Source organism: Streptococcus mitis (assembly GCF_000722695.1).
In the GTDB taxonomy this organism is placed as follows: domain Bacteria; phylum Bacillota; class Bacilli; order Lactobacillales; family Streptococcaceae; genus Streptococcus; species Streptococcus mitis_O.
Map to the genome: position 1 here is coordinate 101,586 of NZ_JPFU01000004.1, position 16,347 is coordinate 117,932.

General features: G+C 42.8%; 18 protein-coding genes and 1 pseudogene. 13 read left to right on the top strand and 6 right to left on the bottom strand.

Translation table 11 applies throughout. The features are described from left to right. Positions 1 to 90 precede the first annotated feature (90 nt). The 9 genes from racE to yidD are packed head-to-tail and all read left to right on the top strand — an operon-like array spanning position 91 to position 5,806. Positions 91 to 885: a glutamate racemase gene (racE, locus tag SK629_RS01835; protein ID WP_020901104.1), complete on the top strand. Its 795-nt coding sequence runs from the start codon at positions 91 to 93 to the stop codon at positions 883 to 885. Then, positions 882 to 1,853: a nucleoside-triphosphate diphosphatase gene (locus tag SK629_RS01840; protein ID WP_042900326.1), complete on the top strand. Its 972-nt coding sequence runs from the start codon at positions 882 to 884 to the stop codon at positions 1,851 to 1,853. Before racE ends, SK629_RS01840 begins: the two co-directional genes overlap by 4 nt. Continuing rightward, positions 1,829 to 2,350: a metallophosphoesterase gene (locus SK629_RS01845; protein ID WP_042900327.1), complete on the top strand. Its 522-nt coding sequence runs from the start codon at positions 1,829 to 1,831 to the stop codon at positions 2,348 to 2,350. Before SK629_RS01840 ends, SK629_RS01845 begins: the two co-directional genes overlap by 25 nt. Then, a complete protein-coding gene (gene cbpB / locus SK629_RS01850) occupies positions 2,347 to 2,808 on the top strand; it encodes a cyclic-di-AMP-binding protein CbpB (protein WP_042900328.1) in 462 nt (153 codons plus the stop codon). Before SK629_RS01845 ends, cbpB begins: the two co-directional genes overlap by 4 nt. Next, positions 2,805 to 3,539 carry a site-specific tyrosine recombinase XerD gene (gene xerD / locus SK629_RS01855; protein ID WP_284697428.1) on the top strand — a complete coding sequence of 245 codons (735 nt, stop codon included), beginning with the start codon at positions 2,805 to 2,807 and terminating at the stop codon, positions 3,537 to 3,539. The genes cbpB and xerD overlap by 4 nt, the downstream gene beginning before the upstream one ends. After that, a complete protein-coding gene (locus SK629_RS01860) occupies positions 3,539 to 4,267 on the top strand; it encodes a segregation/condensation protein A (RefSeq protein WP_042900330.1) in 729 nt (242 codons plus the stop codon). Before xerD ends, SK629_RS01860 begins: the two co-directional genes overlap by 1 nt. A gap of 18 nt (positions 4,268 to 4,285) precedes the next feature. Next, positions 4,286 to 4,855, top strand: coding sequence for an SMC-Scp complex subunit ScpB (gene scpB / locus SK629_RS01865; RefSeq protein WP_000105303.1), 570 nt, complete (start codon positions 4,286 to 4,288; stop codon positions 4,853 to 4,855). Beyond that, positions 4,842 to 5,564 carry a pseudouridine synthase gene (locus SK629_RS01870; protein ID WP_001222228.1) on the top strand — a complete coding sequence of 241 codons (723 nt, stop codon included), beginning with the start codon at positions 4,842 to 4,844 and terminating at the stop codon, positions 5,562 to 5,564. Before scpB ends, SK629_RS01870 begins: the two co-directional genes overlap by 14 nt. Next, complete coding sequence (gene yidD / locus SK629_RS01875; protein ID WP_042900331.1) at positions 5,564 to 5,806, top strand: membrane protein insertion efficiency factor YidD; 243 nt, start codon at positions 5,564 to 5,566, stop codon at positions 5,804 to 5,806. The genes SK629_RS01870 and yidD overlap by 1 nt, the downstream gene beginning before the upstream one ends. Positions 5,807 to 6,029: 223 nt before the next feature. Here yidD and SK629_RS01880 read toward each other — a convergent pair whose 3' ends face one another. The 5 genes from SK629_RS01880 to galE all read right to left on the bottom strand — a co-directional run bounded on the left by SK629_RS01880 (position 6,030) and on the right by galE (position 10,891). Continuing rightward, on the bottom strand, positions 6,030 to 6,995 hold the full coding sequence (locus tag SK629_RS01880; RefSeq protein ID WP_042900332.1) for a siderophore ABC transporter substrate-binding protein: 966 nt from the start codon (positions 6,993 to 6,995) through the stop codon (positions 6,030 to 6,032). 99 nt (positions 6,996 to 7,094) lie between these two features. Beyond that, entirely contained in the window at positions 7,095 to 7,847 is a 753-nt protein-coding gene (locus tag SK629_RS01885) for an ABC transporter ATP-binding protein (RefSeq protein WP_042900333.1), read from the bottom strand. Continuing rightward, positions 7,844 to 8,800, bottom strand: coding sequence for an iron chelate uptake ABC transporter family permease subunit (locus SK629_RS01890; protein ID WP_042900335.1), 957 nt, complete (start codon positions 8,798 to 8,800; stop codon positions 7,844 to 7,846). The genes SK629_RS01885 and SK629_RS01890 overlap by 4 nt, the downstream gene beginning before the upstream one ends. Then, on the bottom strand, positions 8,790 to 9,749 hold the full coding sequence (locus tag SK629_RS01895) for an ABC transporter permease (protein ID WP_042900337.1): 960 nt from the start codon (positions 9,747 to 9,749) through the stop codon (positions 8,790 to 8,792). The genes SK629_RS01890 and SK629_RS01895 overlap by 11 nt, the downstream gene beginning before the upstream one ends. Before the next feature lie 143 nt (positions 9,750 to 9,892). Beyond that, a complete protein-coding gene (gene galE, locus SK629_RS01900; RefSeq protein WP_042900338.1) occupies positions 9,893 to 10,891 on the bottom strand; it encodes a UDP-glucose 4-epimerase GalE in 999 nt (332 codons plus the stop codon). A 294-nt stretch (positions 10,892 to 11,185) separates the two neighbouring features. Between galE and pepA the strand changes: the two genes are divergently transcribed. After that, complete coding sequence (gene pepA / locus SK629_RS01905) at positions 11,186 to 12,250, top strand: glutamyl aminopeptidase (protein WP_042900339.1); 1,065 nt, start codon at positions 11,186 to 11,188, stop codon at positions 12,248 to 12,250. Positions 12,251 to 12,270: 20 nt separating this feature from the next. Continuing rightward, positions 12,271 to 12,567 (top strand): enterocin immunity protein, encoded by a 297-nt coding sequence (locus SK629_RS01910; protein ID WP_042900340.1) that lies wholly within the window; start codon positions 12,271 to 12,273, stop codon positions 12,565 to 12,567. A 202-nt stretch (positions 12,568 to 12,769) separates the two neighbouring features. Here the strand turns inward: SK629_RS01910 and SK629_RS01915 are convergent, their stop codons facing one another. Then, a complete protein-coding gene (locus SK629_RS01915; protein WP_042900341.1) occupies positions 12,770 to 14,401 on the bottom strand; it encodes a Na/Pi cotransporter family protein in 1,632 nt (543 codons plus the stop codon). Positions 14,402 to 14,640: 239 nt separating this feature from the next. Between SK629_RS01915 and SK629_RS01920 the strand changes: the two genes are divergently transcribed. Then, the gene (locus tag SK629_RS01920; RefSeq protein WP_001096743.1) at positions 14,641 to 15,837 is read left to right on the top strand and encodes a phosphoglycerate kinase; all 1,197 of its coding nucleotides are present in this window, start codon (positions 14,641 to 14,643) and stop codon (positions 15,835 to 15,837) included. A gap of 313 nt (positions 15,838 to 16,150) precedes the next feature. Continuing rightward, positions 16,151 to 16,347 (top strand): annotated as a pseudogene (locus SK629_RS01925) (hypothetical protein); the annotation flags it as partial.

Below are 16,347 nucleotides of genomic sequence, written 5' to 3' on the forward strand. Positions count from 1 at the left end.
AGTTGTTGATTAGGCTGTCATTATTTAGTTCATAAGGAACGGTAATCATAATGAACTATCAATCAGAAAAAAGACTAGAAAGAAGACTGTATGGATAATCGACCAATTGGTTTTTTGGATTCGGGTGTCGGGGGCTTGACCGTTGTGCGGGAGCTCATGCGCCAGCTTCCCCATGAAGAAATCGTCTATATTGGAGATTCGGCGCGGGCACCCTATGGTCCCCGACCTGCTGAGCAAATTCGTGAATATACTTGGCAGCTGGTCAACTTTCTCTTGACCAAGGATGTCAAAATGATTGTCATTGCTTGTAATACTGCTACTGCGGTCGTCTGGGAAGAAATCAAGGCTCAACTAGACATTCCTGTCTTGGGTGTAATTTTACCAGGAGCTTCGGCAGCTATCAAGTCCAGCCAAGGTGGGAAAATCGGGGTCATTGGAACGCCCATGACGGTACAATCAGACATTTACCGTCAGAAAATCCATGATCTGGATCCAGATTTACAGGTGGAGAGTTTGGCCTGTCCCAAGTTTGCTCCTTTGGTGGAGTCAGGGGCCCTGTCAACCAGTGTCACCAAGAAAGTGGTCTATGAAACCCTGCGTCCTTTGGTTGGAAAGGTGGATAGCCTGATTTTGGGTTGTACTCATTATCCACTCCTCAGACCCATTATTCAAAATGTCATGGGGCCAAAGGTTCAGCTCATTGATAGTGGGGCAGAGTGCGTAAGGGACATTTCAGTCTTACTCAACTATTTTGAAATCAATCGTGGTCGCGATGCTGGACCACTCCAACACCGTTTTTACACAACAGCTAGTAGCCAAAGTTTTGCCCAAATAGGTGAAGAATGGCTGGAAAAAGAAATTCATGTGGAGCATGTAGAATTATGACAAATAAAATTTATGAATACAAGGATGACCAGGACTGGTATGTCGGGTCCTATAGTATTTTTGGTGGCGTCCGGACGTTGACTGATGAAGACTTGGATTTCCCTCTGGTTGGATTGGCCAAGATTTTTCGAGACGAGGAACGAGGTTTTCCTATTTCGGTTGCTGTTTTGCGCTATGGTTCTCGCTACCGTTTATTGTCCTTTGTGGTAGATATCCTCAACCAAGAAATGGGACGAAATTTGGAAGTCATTCAACGTCAGGGAGCCCTGCTCTTGGTTGAAAATGGACAACTCTTGTATGTAGAATTGCCTAAAGAAGGGGTCAATGTTCATGATTTCTTTGAGACAAACAAGGTAAGAGAAACCTTGTTGATTGCGACTCGTAACGAGGGCAAGACCAAGGAATTTCGAGCTATCTTTGACAAGTTAGGATACGATGTGGAAAATCTCAATGACTATCCTGATCTGCCTGAAGTAGCAGAAACAGGTATGACCTTTGAAGAAAATGCCCGCCTCAAGGCAGAAACCATTTCACAGTTAACAGGCAAGATGGTTCTGGCAGATGATTCTGGACTCAAAGTCGATGTCCTAGGTGGCTTGCCAGGTGTCTGGTCAGCTCGTTTCGCAGGTGTGGGAGCTACTGACCGTGAAAACAATGCTAAACTTTTGCACGAATTGGCTATGGTCTTTGAACTTAAGGACCGCTCGGCTCAATTCCATACAACCCTAGTCGTAGCCAGCCCAAACAAGGAAAGCTTGGTTGTTGAGGCTGACTGGCCTGGCTACATTAACTTTGAAGCTAAGGGTGAAAATGGCTTTGGCTATGATCCCCTCTTCCTTGTGGGAGAGACTGGTAAATCATCAGCTGAGTTAACCCTTGAAGAAAAAAATAGTCAATCTCACCGTGCCTTAGCTGTTAAGAAACTTTTGGAGGTGTTTCCATCATGGCAAAGCAAACCATCATTGTAATGAGCGATTCTCATGGCGATAGCTTGATTGTGGAAGAAATCCGTGATCGCTATGTAGGCAAAGTTGATGCCGTTTTTCATAACGGCGATTCTGAACTGCGTCCTGATTCTCCCCTTTGGGAAGGCATCCGTGTTGTTAAAGGGAACATGGACTTCTACGCCGGCTACCCAGAACGTTTGGTGACTCAGTTGGGACCAACTAAAATCATTCAGACCCATGGTCACTTGTTTGACATCAATTTCAACTTTCAAAAGTTGGACTACTGGGCTCAGGAAGAAGAAGCCGATATCTGCCTTTATGGTCACTTGCATGTGCCAAGCGCTTGGATGGAGGGCAAAACTCTCTTTCTAAATCCAGGTTCCATCAGCCAACCACGAGGTACCATCAGAGAATGTCTCTATGCTCGCGTGGAGATTGATGATAGTTACTTCAAAGTGGACTTTTTGACACGAGACCACGAGGTGTATCCAGGCTTGTCCAAGGAGTTTAGCCGATGATTGCCAAGGAGTTTGAGAATTTCTTGCTAGGCCAAGAGGGAACTTTTTTGACTCCTGCTGAAAATCTAGCTGTGTTGATTGATACCCACAATGCGGATCATGCGACCCTCTTGCTCAGTCAGATGACCTACACCCGTGTTCCCGTTGTGACAGATGAAAAACACTTTGTTGGGACGATCGGGCTTAGAGATATTATGGCTTATCAGATGGAGCATGACTTGAGCTCAGAAATCATGGCGGATACGGACATTGTCCACATGACCAAAACAGACGTAGCGGTCGTTTCGCCTGATTTTACCATTACAGAGGTCTTGCACAAGTTGGTAGATGAGTCCTTCTTGCCAGTTGTGGATGCAGAGGGTATTTTCCAAGGGATTATCACGCGCAAGTCTATCCTCAAGGCTGTCAATGCTCTCTTGCATGATTTTAGTAAGGACTATGAGATTCGATGCAAATGAGAGATAGGATTTCAGCCTTTTTAGAGGAAAAGCAGGGCTTGTCTGCCAATTCCAAGCAGTCCTATAAGTATGATCTGGAGCAATTTTTAGACATTATGGGCGAGCGGATTTCTGAGACCAGTCTCAAGATTTACCAAGCCCAGCTAGCCAATCTAAAAATCAGTGCCCAGAGGCGGAAGATTTCGGCCTGTAATCAATTTCTCTACTTTCTCTATCAAAAAGGAGAAGTGGACAGCTTTTATCGTTTGGAATTAGCCAAGCAAGCTGAAAAGAAGACTGAAAAACCAGAGATTCTAGACTTAGACTCTTTTTGGCAGGAAAGTAATTATCCAGAAGGACGCTTACTGGCTCTACTTATCTTGGAAATAGGGCTCTTGCCGAGTGAGATTTTAGCCCTCAAGGTTGCGGATATCAATCTGGATTTTCAGGTGTTGCGAATCAAAAAGGCTTCCCAACAGAGGATTGTCACCATTCCTGCGACCTTGCTGTCAGAATTGGAACCCTTGATGGGCCAGATCTATCTCTTTGAAAGGGGAGGGAAAGCCTATTCTCGTCAATGGGCCTTTCGTCAGCTAGAGTCCTTTGTCAAGGAGAAAGGTTTCTCAACCTTATCCGCTCAAGCCTTGCGGGAACAGTTCATTCTAAGACAAATAGAAAACAAGGTCGATTTGTACGAAATTGCAAAAAAATTAGGATTAAAAACAGTCCTGACCTTAGAAAAATATAGATAATGGATATTAAATTAAAAGATTTTGAAGGACCCCTGGACTTGCTCCTGCACCTTGTTTCTAAGTATCAGATGGATATCTACGATGTGCCCATTACGGAAGTCATCGAACAGTATCTAGCTTATGTCTCAACTCTGCATGCCATGCGTCTGGAAGTGACGGGTGAGTACATGGTTATGGCCAGTCAGCTCATGCTGATCAAGAGTCGCAAACTTCTTCCAAAGGTGGCAGAAGTGACAGACTTGGAGGATGACCTGGAGCAGGATCTTCTCTCTCAAATCGAAGAATACCGCAAGTTCAAGCTCTTGGGTGAACACTTGGAAGCCAAGCACCAAGATCGGGCCCAGTATTATTCCAAAGCGCCGACAGAGTTGATTTACGAAGATGCGGAGCTTGTGCATGACAAGACGACCATTGACCTCTTTTTGGCTTTTTCAAATATCCTAGCCAAGAAAAAAGAGGAGTTTGCACAGAACCACACGACTATCTTGCGGGATGAGTATAAGATTGAGGACATGATGGTCATCGTAAAAGAGTCCTTGACTGGACGAGATCAGTTGCGCTTGCAGGATTTGTTCAAGGAAGCCCAGAATGTCCAAGAGGTCATCACCCTCTTTTTGGCAACCCTAGAGTTAATCAAAACCCAGGAGCTAATTCTTGTGCAAGAGGAAAGTTTCGGAGATATTTATCTCATGGAAAAGAAGGAAGAAAGTCAAGTGGCCCAAAGCTAGACTTGATAGAGAGGAAAGATGAGTACTTTAGCAAAAATAGAAGCGCTCTTGTTTGTAGCGGGTGAAGATGGGATTAGAGTCCGCCAGTTAGCTGAACTCCTCTCTCTGCCACCGACAGGCATCCAACAGAGTTTAGAAAAATTAGCCCAGAAGTATGAAAAGGACCCAGATTCCAGTTTGGCTCTGATTGAGACAGGGGGTGCTTACAGATTGGTGACCAAACCTCAATTTGCAGAGATTTTGAAGGAATACTCTAAGGCACCTATCAACCAGAGTTTATCTCGGGCTGCACTTGAGACCTTGTCCATCATTGCCTACAAACAGCCCATCACACGGATAGAGATTGATGCCATCCGTGGAGTCAACTCGAGTGGGGCCTTGGCAAAGTTGCAGGCCTTTGACTTGATACGAGAAGACGGGAAAAAAGAAGTGTTGGGACGCCCCAACCTCTATGTGACTACGGATTATTTCCTAGATTACATGGGGATAAACCATTTAGAAGAATTACCAGTGATTGATGAGCTTGAGATTCAAGCCCAAGAAAGCCAATTATTTGGTGAAAGGATAGAAGAAGATGAGAATCAATAAGTATATTGCCCACGCAGGTGTGGCCAGTAGGAGAAAAGCAGAAGAGTTGATCAAGCAAGGTTTGGTGACGGTTAACGGCCAAGTGGTACGTGAACTAGCAACCACTATCAAGTCAGGCGACAAGGTCGAAGTTGAAGGCCAACCAATCTACAACGAAGAAAAAGTCTACTATCTGCTTAACAAACCACGCGGTGTCATTTCCAGTGTGACAGATGACAAGGGCCGCAAGACGGTTGTCGATCTCTTGCCCAACGTGAAGGAGCGCATCTACCCTGTAGGTCGTTTGGACTGGGATACATCAGGAGTCTTGATTTTGACCAATGACGGGGATTTTACAGATGAGATGATTCACCCTCGTAATGAGATTGACAAGGTTTATGTTGCGCGTGTTAAAGGTGTGGCCAATAAGGATAATCTCCGCCCCTTGACCCGTGGACTTGAGATTGATGGCAAGAAAACCAAGCCGGCTGTCTATGAGATTCTCAAAGTGGACCCGGTTAAAAACCGCTCTGTGGTGCAGTTGACCATCCATGAAGGGCGTAACCACCAGGTTAAAAAGATGTTTGAAGCTGTCGGTCTCCAAGTGGACAAGTTGTCACGAACCCGTTTTGGACATCTAGACTTGACAGGACTCCGTCCAGGAGAATCCCGTCGTCTTAACAAAAAAGAAATCAGCCAACTACATACCATGGCTGTAACTAAGAAATAATGAAACGAATTTTAATAGCACCTGTGCGCTTTTACCAACGTTTTATCTCACCAGCCTTTCCACCCTCTTGTCGTTTTGAGCCTACCTGCTCAAACTATATGATTGAGACTATTGAAAAACATGGCTTCAAGGGTGTTTTGATGGGATTGGCTCGGATTCTACGTTGCCATCCCTGGTCGAAAACAGGCAAGGACCCCGTCCCAGACCATTTTTCCCTCCAACGAAATCAAGAAGGGGAATGAGTCTGGGCAAAAGGTTTCAAAATGATAAAAACGCATCCTATCAGGTTTGAGTAAACTTGATAGGATGCGTTTTAGAATGTCAAAATTTTATACTCTTCGAAAATCTCTTCAAACCGCGTCAGCTTCCATCTGCAACCTCAAAACAGTGTTTTGAGAAGCCTGCGGCTAACTTCCTAGTTTGCGCTTTGATTTTCATTGAGTATTAAATTGAGTTTGAAGCGGCTTATTTCAAGGCTTTTTGTGCGTCTTCAATCATGAGTTTAGTTGATTCAAGACCGCCTCCGCTTAGATACCAGAGGTCTGGTGTTAGTTGGATAATCTTACCATTTTTAGCGGCAGGAGTTTCAGCGATAAGGGCATTTTCTAGGACGCCATCGTTGCTTGAGTTGTCACCACCGATGGCAAGGGTACGGTTGATAACAAAGAGGATGTCAGGATTGATTTCTTTGACACTTTCAAAGCTGACTTCTTGTCCGTGGCGAGAATCTTCAAATTGAGTATCAGTTGGCTTAAATTTCAAGGTTTGATACAAGAAAGAAAAACGAGATTGGGCACCAAAGGCAGCCATTTTTCCTTCATTGAGGAGGATGGCAAGGGATTTTTTGTCAGAGCTTCCATTTTTAGTAGCTACTTCTTGGATGCTCTTGTCTAGCTTGACTAATTCTTCCTTGGCTTTCTGTGTACCAGTTTCACCAAAGGCGCTTGCTAAGGATTCGATATTAGCCTTGGTAGAAGTCCAGTAGTCGTCTTTGCTTGCTTGGAAGAGAACGGTTGGGGCGATTTCTTTGAATTTGTCTACGAATTTTTGTGTACGTATGGAAGCAATAATCAAATCAGGCTCAAGGGCGGCGATAGCTTCTAAATCAGGTTCTTTCATAGAACCAACATTTTTAACTTTTCCAGCTAGGTCTTTGAGATAGGTTGGTACTGTTTTTGTAGGCATTCCAACGATATTTTTTTCAAATCCTAGAGCACGAATAGTATCCGCAGCACCAAGGTCAAAGGTCACAATCTTTTCAGGAACTTTTGAAAGTTTGACTTCGTCTAATGAACTTTTAATGGTTATCTCTGTTGGAGCAGAGTTGCTTGTTTCCGACTGACTAGTGCTTGAGTTGGTACTACATGCACCAAGTAAGAGTAAGAAGCTGGCCACTAGGGCAGTGAAATAAAGTTTAAGGGATGTTTTCATGATTTCTCCTTTTTAAAATGTGATAACGATGTAGGGAGTCTCTTAGACAGGTTTGTTAGCTAAGAGACTGAGGGTTCTCTAACTCGAGTTTCTATGTTACTAGCTATAGATACAGATCTTTTTGCCATTGATATCAGCCAGTGTGATGGGAATTTCATAAAGTTGACTGAGCAGGTCAGCCTGCATGATTTGAACTGTCGTTCCCTTGCTAAAGACTTGACCGTCCTTGAAGGCGACAATTTCATCCGCATACTGGCTGGCCATGTTAATATCGTGGAGGACGATAATAATGGTCTTCCCTAGTTCCTCCACCAGTCGCCGAAGAATCTGCATCATGCTGACGCTTTGCTTGATATCGAGATTATTTAGTGGTTCATCTAGCAAGATAAAGTCTGTATCCTGGGCCAGTACCATGGCGATAAAGACACGTTGGAGTTGTCCTCCAGATAGGCTATCGATGTAGCGATCCTTTAAGTTAGTCAGTTCCAGATAGTTTAGAGTTTCTCGGATTTTTTCCCAGTCTTCTGCTCTCAGACGTCCTCTACTGTAGGGAAAACGTCCAAAGCTGACCAGTTCTTCAACAGTCAATTTAGCTTGGTAATTGATTTTCTGCTTTAGGATAGTCAGTTCTTGGGCCAGTTCTTGCGAATTCCAACTCTCGATTTCACGGCCTTTGATACTGAGGATTCCATGATCCTTCTTGGTCAGTCTGCTCATGATGGAGAGGAGAGTCGATTTTCCAGCACCATTTGGACCAATAAAGGCTGTCAGTTTCTGAGGACTGACTTCAAGGGAAATGCCTTGCAAAATATCCTGTTTTTGAATGGATTTGTCAATGTTTTCCAGTTTCACCGACGCGCCCTCCTGTAGAGTAAGATAAAGAATAAGAGACCACCCACACTCTCAATGATCATGCTGATGCGAATTTCCAGTGCAAAGACTCGTTCAATCAGGGCTTGTCCCAAAGTCAAACTAATAAATCCAATCAGAATGGCTACGATAAAGAGTAACTTGTGCCGATAATCTTTGACAATCAGGTAGGTGAGGTTGGCCAGCATAAAACCGAAGAAGGCCATAGGCCCTACCAAGGCAGTGGCCGTTGAGGTCAAAAGCACGATACCCCAGAGGAGCTCTCTCTGTTCTTTTTCAACATCGAGTCCCAGTATCTGAGCCGTTTCTCTTTGCAGGTGCAAGACATCCAGAATGACTGCTTTTCGAAAGAAAAAGATGGTCAAAGCGAGGATGATCAAAGAACCGATGGCTAGGATGGAAGTGTTGAGATGTTGAAAGGAAGCAAAGAGACTGTTTTGCAGTTTATCGTATTCATTTGGATCCATCAGGACCTGAAGGAAGGTACTGATATTTCGAAAGAGACTTCCGAGGGCTAGACAGACCAGCAGAATGAAGACCAGGTCTTGCTTCATCAGTGTCTTCAAGTAGCCTTGTAAGGCGAGAAAGAAGAGGGATTGAAGCAGAAGTAAAACTAGGAATTCTAAGATAGGGGACTTACCAAGCTGAAGAAGCTTGCTTTCAAAAACCAGTAGTAGAGTTTGCAGTAGGACGTAGAAGGATTGGATTCCTAAAATACTAGGTGTTAGGAAGCGATTTTCTGTTAGGGTTTGAAAACTAATGGTTGAAATCCCAGTCGCGATAGCTACCAAGAGATAAACGACGATTTTTTGGGAACGCAACTTCCAAGCAAAGGCAGACAGGTGGGTGATGGGCCAAAAATAGAGGAGACAAGCTCCGATGGCAAGAATAATGAGAATCCAGAAGAGCTTGGTATGTTTGCTTTTAAACTGCATCTTTTCGTCCCCCTCTCCATAGAAGTAGGATAAAGATGATGCTACCGATGATTCCTAGCAGGAGACTGACAGATAGCTCATAGGGCCGAATCAGAACTCGGGATAGGATATCACAGGCCAGAACCAGATTGGCACCAACCAGAGTGACGATGAGTTTGGTCTGGCTTAGATTATCTCCGTAGCGCTTGCGAACCAGATTGGGAACAATGACCCCGAGAAATGGCAAGCCACCCACGGTAATCATGGTGACACTTGTCGTTAGCGCGACCAGAAAGAGGGCCAGTTTTTCAAGCAGGGAGTAGGAAATCCCCAGACTCTCACTGGTTTCCTTGCCCAGATTCATGATGGTAAAGGTTTGGGACAATTTCCAAACGGCAATCAGGATAATGAGGCCTAAGAAGAGCCACTCATACTGATGGGTCTGAATCATGGAGAAGGACCCCTGGGTCCAAGCAGTCATACTCTGAACCAGATTGAACCGATAGGCGATAACTTCTGTCACAGAACCGATAATCCCACTATAAATAATCCCAATTAGAGGTAACATCCACCTTTCCTTTACAGTAAAAATGGTCATAAAGGCTAGGAAGAAGAGGGTAAATAAGATGGATGAAACAAAAGCAAAGACCATCTTTTGGGTCAGACTAGCCGATGGAAAGACAAAGAGGCTCAATACCATTCCTAGTTTGGCGGCTTCAGTAGTCCCAACTGTACTCGGTGCAGCAAACTGATTTTGGGTAATAGTCTGCATGAGAAGTCCTGCCATACTCATGCTAGATGCAGTCAGGAGAATGCTGATGGTTCTTGGGAGACGTGATTCTTGAAAGAGAAGCCAGGTCTGCTGGTCGAAAGCAAAGAGCTTTTCCCATGAAAAATCACTGGTTCCAATGCTAATGGAGAGAAAGACTAGGAGTAGAAGTAAGCCAATTAAATAATGAGAAAGTTTCATACCCAGTCCTTTCATGTAGATTTGGTATCGAAAGATACCTTCAGATATAAATGTAACACTATTTTTTTAATCTGTCAATAAATTTTCTGACAATTTAATGAATAAAACAAGGAGAGAGTAACAAGACTTTCTCCTTTGTTATCCTATTCCAAAATGTTTTTACCTTCTTTAACACGCCAATGATAATCCGATAAAATAATATCTTCAAGAGAGTAACTAGCCTTCCAATCAAGGTGTTTTTTAGCTTTTGAAGCATCTGCTAGGACACTGGCTGGGTCACCAGCACGGCGAGCAACAATTTCGTGTGGTATTTTTTGATTCAGTAATTCTTCAGCAGTTTTAAAGATTTCTTTGACGGTATAGCCTTTTTCAGTTCCTAAGTTAAAGATTTGAGAAGAACTGTCTTCTTGAAAGAGGTAATTCATCCCTTTGACGTGGGCTTGTGCAAGGTCTAAGACATGAATGTAATCCCGAATACATGAACCGTCACGTGTATCGTAGTCATCTCCAAATATTTTGAGGCTATCATTTTGTCCCAATGCAGTCTTGTTGATGTTAGGAATGATGTGAGTTGGATTTTTCACTCGCAGACCGTTTGAAGCATCCATTTCAGCCCCAGCAACATTAAAGTAACGGAAAATAACATATTTCCAATCGTAGCGATTAGCCATCCAGTAAATCATTCGTTCGCCCATCAGTTTTGTCTCTGCATAAGGGTTGACAGGGTTGAGCAGGGTATCTTCAGTTGCTGGCTTGTCAATACAGTTATTACCATAGAGAGAAGCAGTCGAAGAGAACATGATTTTTTGAATGCCAACTTCAGATAAGACTTTGAGAACTTGGTTCATACCAGCAACATTGGCAGTGAAGTATTTACTTGGATTTTCAATACTTTCGCTCACAACAATTTCACCTGCACAATGTAGAACAGCGTCAACCTTGTTTTCTTCCAAGTAAGTTTTTAAAGCACTAGCATCATAAACATCCAGTTGTTTAAAGCTAGCACGACTATCCACAGCCGAACGATTTCCTGTAGAGAGATTATCTAGGACATGCACCTGGTAACCAGCATTTAAAAGAGCTTTAACGGTATGGGAGCCAATGTAGCCAGCTCCACCTGTAACAAGAATTGTTTTGGTCATGATTTTTTCCTTTTCCTATTTTTGTACTATTTTAAAGAAAGAAGAAAGGAAAGTCAATTATTTTCTGTAATTTTTACGAAAAAACTGAACAGATATAGTATTGAATTGTTTTTTGTTTGGAAATTAAGAGTTGAATTAATCTTGGAATAGTTCTTAGATTTCACCTCACATGTAAGGGAATACAATCTTTTTCTAAGATACAGCAAGAATATGATACTAATTTAGAAATCCACCTTCCCACTACCCTTCTCCTATAAAAAGTGGTAAAATGGATGAAAGAAAGAAGGAACTGAAATGACAACATTATTTTCAAAAATCAAAGAAGTAACAGAACTTGCTGCGATCTCAGGTCATGAAGCGCCTGTCCGTGCTTATCTTCGTGAAAAGTTGACACCGCACGTGGATGAAGTGGTGACAGATGGCTTGGGTGGTATTTTCGGAATTAAACATTCAGAAGCTGCAGATGCACCGCGTGTCTTGGTCGCTTCTCACATGGATGAAGTTGGTTTTATGGTCAGCGAGATCAAGCCAGATGGTACCTTCCGTGTCGTAGAAATCGGTGGGTGGAACCCCATGGTAGTCAGCAGCCAACGTTTCAAACTCTTGACTCGTGATGGTCGTGAAATCCCTGTGATCTCAGGCTCTGTCCCTCCACATTTGACACGTGGAACAGGTGGACCAACCATGCCAGCTATTTCAGATATTATTTTTGATGGTGGTTTTGCGGACAAGGTTGAGGCAGAAAGCTTTGGTATCCGTCCTGGTGATACCATCGTACCAGATAGTTCTGCAATCTTGACAGCAAATGAAAAAAATATCATCTCAAAAGCTTGGGACAACCGCTACGGTGTTCTTATGGTGAGCGAGTTGGCGGAAGCTCTGTCAGGTCAAAAACTCGAAAATGAACTCTATCTTGGCTCTAACGTCCAAGAAGAGGTTGGTCTTCGTGGTGCTCATACTTCTACAACTAAGTTTGATCCAGAAGTCTTCCTCGCAGTTGACTGTTCACCAGCAGGTGATGTCTACGGTGGTCAAGGCAAGATTGGAGATGGAACCTTGATTCGTTTCTATGATCCAGGACACTTGCTTCTCCCAGGAATGAAGGATTTCCTTTTGACAACGGCTGAAGAAGCGGGTATCAAGTACCAATACTACTGTGGAAAAGGCGGAACGGATGCAGGTGCAGCTCATCTGAAAAATGGAGGTGTTCCTTCTACAACTATAGGTGTCTGCGCTCGTTATATCCACTCTCACCAAACACTCTATGCGATGGATGACTTCCTAGAAGCGCAAGCTTTTTTACAAGCCTTGGTGAAGAAATTGGATCGTTCAACGGTTGATTTGATTAAAAATTATTAAACATAAGGGAGGTGGTAGGGATGGTAGAACCAAACCTAGAAAGCCTTATAAAAGATCTTTACAATCATGCTCGACATGATTTGAGTGAAGATTTAGTTGCTGCTCTCCTAGAGACTGCTAAAAAACTGCCTACTACAAATGAGCAATTGCTGGCAGTTCGTCTCTCAGGCCTGGTCAATCATGAATTGCTCCTAAATCCCAAACATCCAGCACCTGAGTTGCTCAACTTGGCTCGCTTTATCAAAAGAGAAGAAGCAAAGTACAGAGGAACTGCGGCTTCTGCAATTATGTATGGGGAGCTCTTTAAAATGCTTTGATTCCATTGTGAATCAAAGCATTTTTCTATATGGTGGAAAAGCAACTATTGCTAAGGAGAAGAAAAAAGCCATCCTATTCAGGATAGCTTCTTGGTACTTATACTCAATGAAAATCAAAGAGCAAACTAGGAAACTAGCCGCAGGCTGTACTTGAGTACGGCAAGACGACGTTGACGTGGTTTGAAGAGATTTTCGAAGAGTATTAGATTTGTTCAGCGATGACCTTTTCAGCTAGATTCATAGCATGGTCAGACACTCGAGTGTAGTGGGAAATGATGTCGATAAAGTTGACCCCAGCTTGTGTTGAACACTCGCCCTTGTTAAGGCGTTTGATATGGGTTTTTCTGAGAATACGCTCTATATTGTTGATTTCTTTATGGCGTTCAATCAGACTTTGAGCTTTTTCGATATCATTATTTTCCACGCTATCAAGGGCATCCTTGATAAAGCCAGTGGTTTTTTGATAGATATCAGCCAATTCCTGCAAAGCAGCTTCAGAGAACTCAACATTTTTACGTTGAAGATAGTCAGTCAGGTTGAGAAGAGCTTCTGCGTGGTCCCCAATCCGTTCCAAATCACGGGATGAATCAAGGATGTTGGTCAGTACTTCACTTTCTTTCTGGCTAAGGGCCTCGCTTGAAAGAGTAATCAGGTAACGAGTCAATTTTTCATCAATGGTATTGATGGCTTCTTCTGTCTTGTGTCCTTTTTCAGCAACCTTTTCATTAAGGTCAATGATATAGTTATAAGAAAGGTCAAAGGCTTTAGAAGCATAATTTCCCAAGTGAAGGAGTTCTTTCTTGGCATTTCCGAGAGCGATTGATGGAGCTTGTTTAATCAAATGCTCATCAAGATAAAGTGGCTCGTACTTCACAACTTCATCTTCACCAGGGATGAGCTTGGTTACAAAGAAAGCCAAAGCTCCGATGAATGGAAATTGTACGATGGTATTACTTACGTTAAAGGCACCGTGAGAGAAGGCAATAGTCATCTCAGGTGATAGGTGAAGGAGTGCTTGGAAGTACTCAATCATAGCAGTGAAGGGGCCTAAGAAGATTAAGCAAAGAATAGTTCCTAAAACGTTAAAGGTAACGTGGGTTGCAGCAACGCGTTTCGCAGAGACATTGGCTCCTGCTGCCGCGATGATAACGGTTAGGGTTGTTCCGATATTATCCCCGAATAGAACTGGTAGAGAACCATTAAGGTCAAGGAATCCACCTGCATAGAGACCCTGCAAAATCCCGATTGTCGCAGAAGAAGCTTGGATGAGAACGGTAATCACTGCACCAGCAAAAACTCCTAAAATAGGATTTTGTCCCAAGGTTACCATATATTCCTTGAATTGCGGTAAATCTTTAAGAGGGCTCATACCGGCACTGATGAGGTTGAGGGCGTAGAAGATTCCTCCTACACCAAACAGGATGCGCCCGATATTGTTTGCTGTTCTATTTTTGGTAAAGAAGAGGAACATGGTTCCAAGGAAAATCAGGGGTAAAGCATACTCACCAAGCTTGAAACCGATGATAAAGGAAGTAACTGTGGTTCCGATGTTGGCTCCCATGATAATTCCGATAGCCTGTCTAAGAGTGAGAAGACTAGCGCTGACCAGTCCAACCGTGATAACTGTAACCCCTGTACTTGACTGAATCAGGGCAGTTACGACAATCCCGACTAGAACACCTAAAAAGGGATTGCTGGTGTACTTGTCAATGTAAAAACGAAGGCGATCTCCAGCAGCTTGTTGCAAACCGTCTCCCATGGTCTTGATACTATATAAGAATAGTCCCAGACCACCTAAAAAGTGAAATAAAATTTCCTGCCAATTAATGGACATTTCTTTTTCCTCCGAAAAATAATAACGGAATTTCTCCTATTCTATTTTAAAGGATAAAAGTAAATCTAACAAGTCTTTAGATGAAATTTTAGAAAGAAAATTCGTGAGAAAAAGTAAAAATAATATACTCTATCATGTCACAAAGATTAAATATCGAAAAATCTTGTGAAATCTTTCCTTATATTTCCAAAGTGTGATATAATAGTTTCGAATAAAATAAATAAAGGGGTTTTTGTAACATGGCAAAACTTACTGTTAAAGACGTTGACTTGAAAGGTAAAAAAGTCCTCGTTCGTGTTGACTTCAACGTACCATTGAAAGATGGCGTAATCACTAACGACAACCGTATCACAGCAGCTCTTCCAACTATTAAGTACATCATCGAACAAGGTGGACGTGCAATTCTTTTCTCTCACCTTGGACGTGTGAAAGAAGAAGCTGATAAAGCTGGTAAATCACTTGCTCCTGTAGCAGCAGACTTGGCAGCAAAACTTGGTCAAGATGTTGTTTTCCCAGGTGTAACTCGTGGTGCTGAATTGGAAGCAGCAATCAACGCTCTTGAAGATGGACAAGTTCTTTTGGTTGAAAACACTCGTTACGAAGATGTTGACGGCAAAAAAGAATCTAAAAACGATCCTGAACTTGGTAAATACTGGGCATCACTTGGAGATGGTATCTTCGTAAACGATGCATTCGGTACAGCTCACCGTGCACACGCATCTAACGTTGGTATCTCAGCAAACGTTGAAAAAGCAGTTGCTGGTTTCCTTCTTGAAAACGAAATTGCTTACATCCAAGAAGCAGTTGAAACTCCAGAACGTCCATTTGTAGCAATCCTTGGTGGTTCAAAAGTTTCAGACAAAATCGGTGTTATCGAAAACTTGCTTGAAAAAGCTGATAAAGTCCTTATCGGTGGTGGTATGACTTACACATTCTACAAGGCTCAAGGTATCGAAATCGGTAACTCACTTGTAGAAGAAGACAAATTGGATGTTGCCAAAGCTCTTCTTGAAAAAGCAAACGGTAAATTGATCTTGCCAGTTGACTCAAAAGAAGCTAACGCATTTGCTGGTTACACTGAAGTGCGTGACACTGAAGGTGAAGCAGTTTCTGAAGGCTTCCTTGGTCTTGACATCGGTCCAAAATCTATCGCTAAATTTGACGAAGCTTTGACTGGTGCCAAAACAGTTGTATGGAACGGACCTATGGGTGTATTTGAAAACCCAGACTTCCAAGCTGGTACAATCGGTGTGATGGATGCTATCGTGAAACAACCAGGTGTTAAATCAATCATCGGTGGTGGTGACTCGGCTGCCGCAGCGATTAACCTTGGCCGTGCAGATAAGTTCTCATGGATTAGTACGGGCGGAGGTGCATCAATGGAACTTCTCGAAGGTAAAGTATTGCCAGGTTTGGCTGCACTTACAGAAAAATAATTTCAGCCCATTAGTCTCTACAAAATCCTGATTTTGTAGAAAAAGGAACAAAACTGAAACGTTAACAAAAAGGTGGCTATGTCACCTTTTTGTGTTAGTGGAGGTATTTGTGACGCGGTGGTGGAGCTTCAATGGAGCTTCTTGAAGGTAAAGTTCTTCCAGGACTTGCAGCCTTGACTGAAAAATAAGATTAACTAAATGAATCAAAGAAGAGAGGGATGAAAGCAATGTCATTAAGTTAAGAAATTCAAATACAATTCTGTATTTGGGTTTCTTTTTTATGTGATAAACTATAGTTAAGGAGGTATTTCCCATGATAAAACAGATTAAATCCCACTTGAATAAGAGTATTCAGAGTATCCTTGGTCAAAAAGTTGAGTTCGTCAAACAAGATGAACAGGCCTTTACTCGTAAAAGAAGGTTATCACTAGAAACCATGATTCGTACAATTCTGGGAATGGGCGGGAAATCACTGTCAAAAAGAATTACTAGATGCCAGACTGACAGTTT

What these genes read in the sequence shown, in the direction of transcription:
- racE (WP_020901104.1), top strand. Translation starts at nt 91, where the DNA reads ATGGATAATCGACCAATTGGTTTTTTGGATTCGGGTGTCGGGGGCTTG.
- SK629_RS01840 (WP_042900326.1), top strand. Translation starts at nt 882, where the DNA reads ATGACAAATAAAATTTATGAATACAAGGATGACCAGGACTGGTATGTC.
- SK629_RS01845 (WP_042900327.1), top strand. Translation starts at nt 1,829, where the DNA reads ATGGCAAAGCAAACCATCATTGTAATGAGCGATTCTCATGGCGATAGC.
- cbpB (WP_042900328.1), top strand. Translation starts at nt 2,347, where the DNA reads ATGATTGCCAAGGAGTTTGAGAATTTCTTGCTAGGCCAAGAGGGAACT.
- xerD (WP_284697428.1), top strand. Translation starts at nt 2,805, where the DNA reads ATGAGAGATAGGATTTCAGCCTTTTTAGAGGAAAAGCAGGGCTTGTCT.
- SK629_RS01860 (WP_042900330.1), top strand. Translation starts at nt 3,539, where the DNA reads ATGGATATTAAATTAAAAGATTTTGAAGGACCCCTGGACTTGCTCCTG.
- scpB (WP_000105303.1), top strand. Translation starts at nt 4,286, where the DNA reads ATGAGTACTTTAGCAAAAATAGAAGCGCTCTTGTTTGTAGCGGGTGAA.
- SK629_RS01870 (WP_001222228.1), top strand. Translation starts at nt 4,842, where the DNA reads ATGAGAATCAATAAGTATATTGCCCACGCAGGTGTGGCCAGTAGGAGA.
- yidD (WP_042900331.1), top strand. Translation starts at nt 5,564, where the DNA reads ATGAAACGAATTTTAATAGCACCTGTGCGCTTTTACCAACGTTTTATC.
- SK629_RS01880 (WP_042900332.1), bottom strand. Translation starts at nt 6,995, where the DNA reads ATGAAAACATCCCTTAAACTTTATTTCACTGCCCTAGTGGCCAGCTTC.
- SK629_RS01890 (WP_042900335.1), bottom strand. Translation starts at nt 8,800, where the DNA reads ATGCAGTTTAAAAGCAAACATACCAAGCTCTTCTGGATTCTCATTATT.
- SK629_RS01895 (WP_042900337.1), bottom strand. Translation starts at nt 9,749, where the DNA reads ATGAAACTTTCTCATTATTTAATTGGCTTACTTCTACTCCTAGTCTTT.
- galE (WP_042900338.1), bottom strand. Translation starts at nt 10,891, where the DNA reads ATGACCAAAACAATTCTTGTTACAGGTGGAGCTGGCTACATTGGCTCC.
- pepA (WP_042900339.1), top strand. Translation starts at nt 11,186, where the DNA reads ATGACAACATTATTTTCAAAAATCAAAGAAGTAACAGAACTTGCTGCG.
- SK629_RS01910 (WP_042900340.1), top strand. Translation starts at nt 12,271, where the DNA reads ATGGTAGAACCAAACCTAGAAAGCCTTATAAAAGATCTTTACAATCAT.
- SK629_RS01915 (WP_042900341.1), bottom strand. Translation starts at nt 14,401, where the DNA reads ATGTCCATTAATTGGCAGGAAATTTTATTTCACTTTTTAGGTGGTCTG.
- SK629_RS01920 (WP_001096743.1), top strand. Translation starts at nt 14,641, where the DNA reads ATGGCAAAACTTACTGTTAAAGACGTTGACTTGAAAGGTAAAAAAGTC.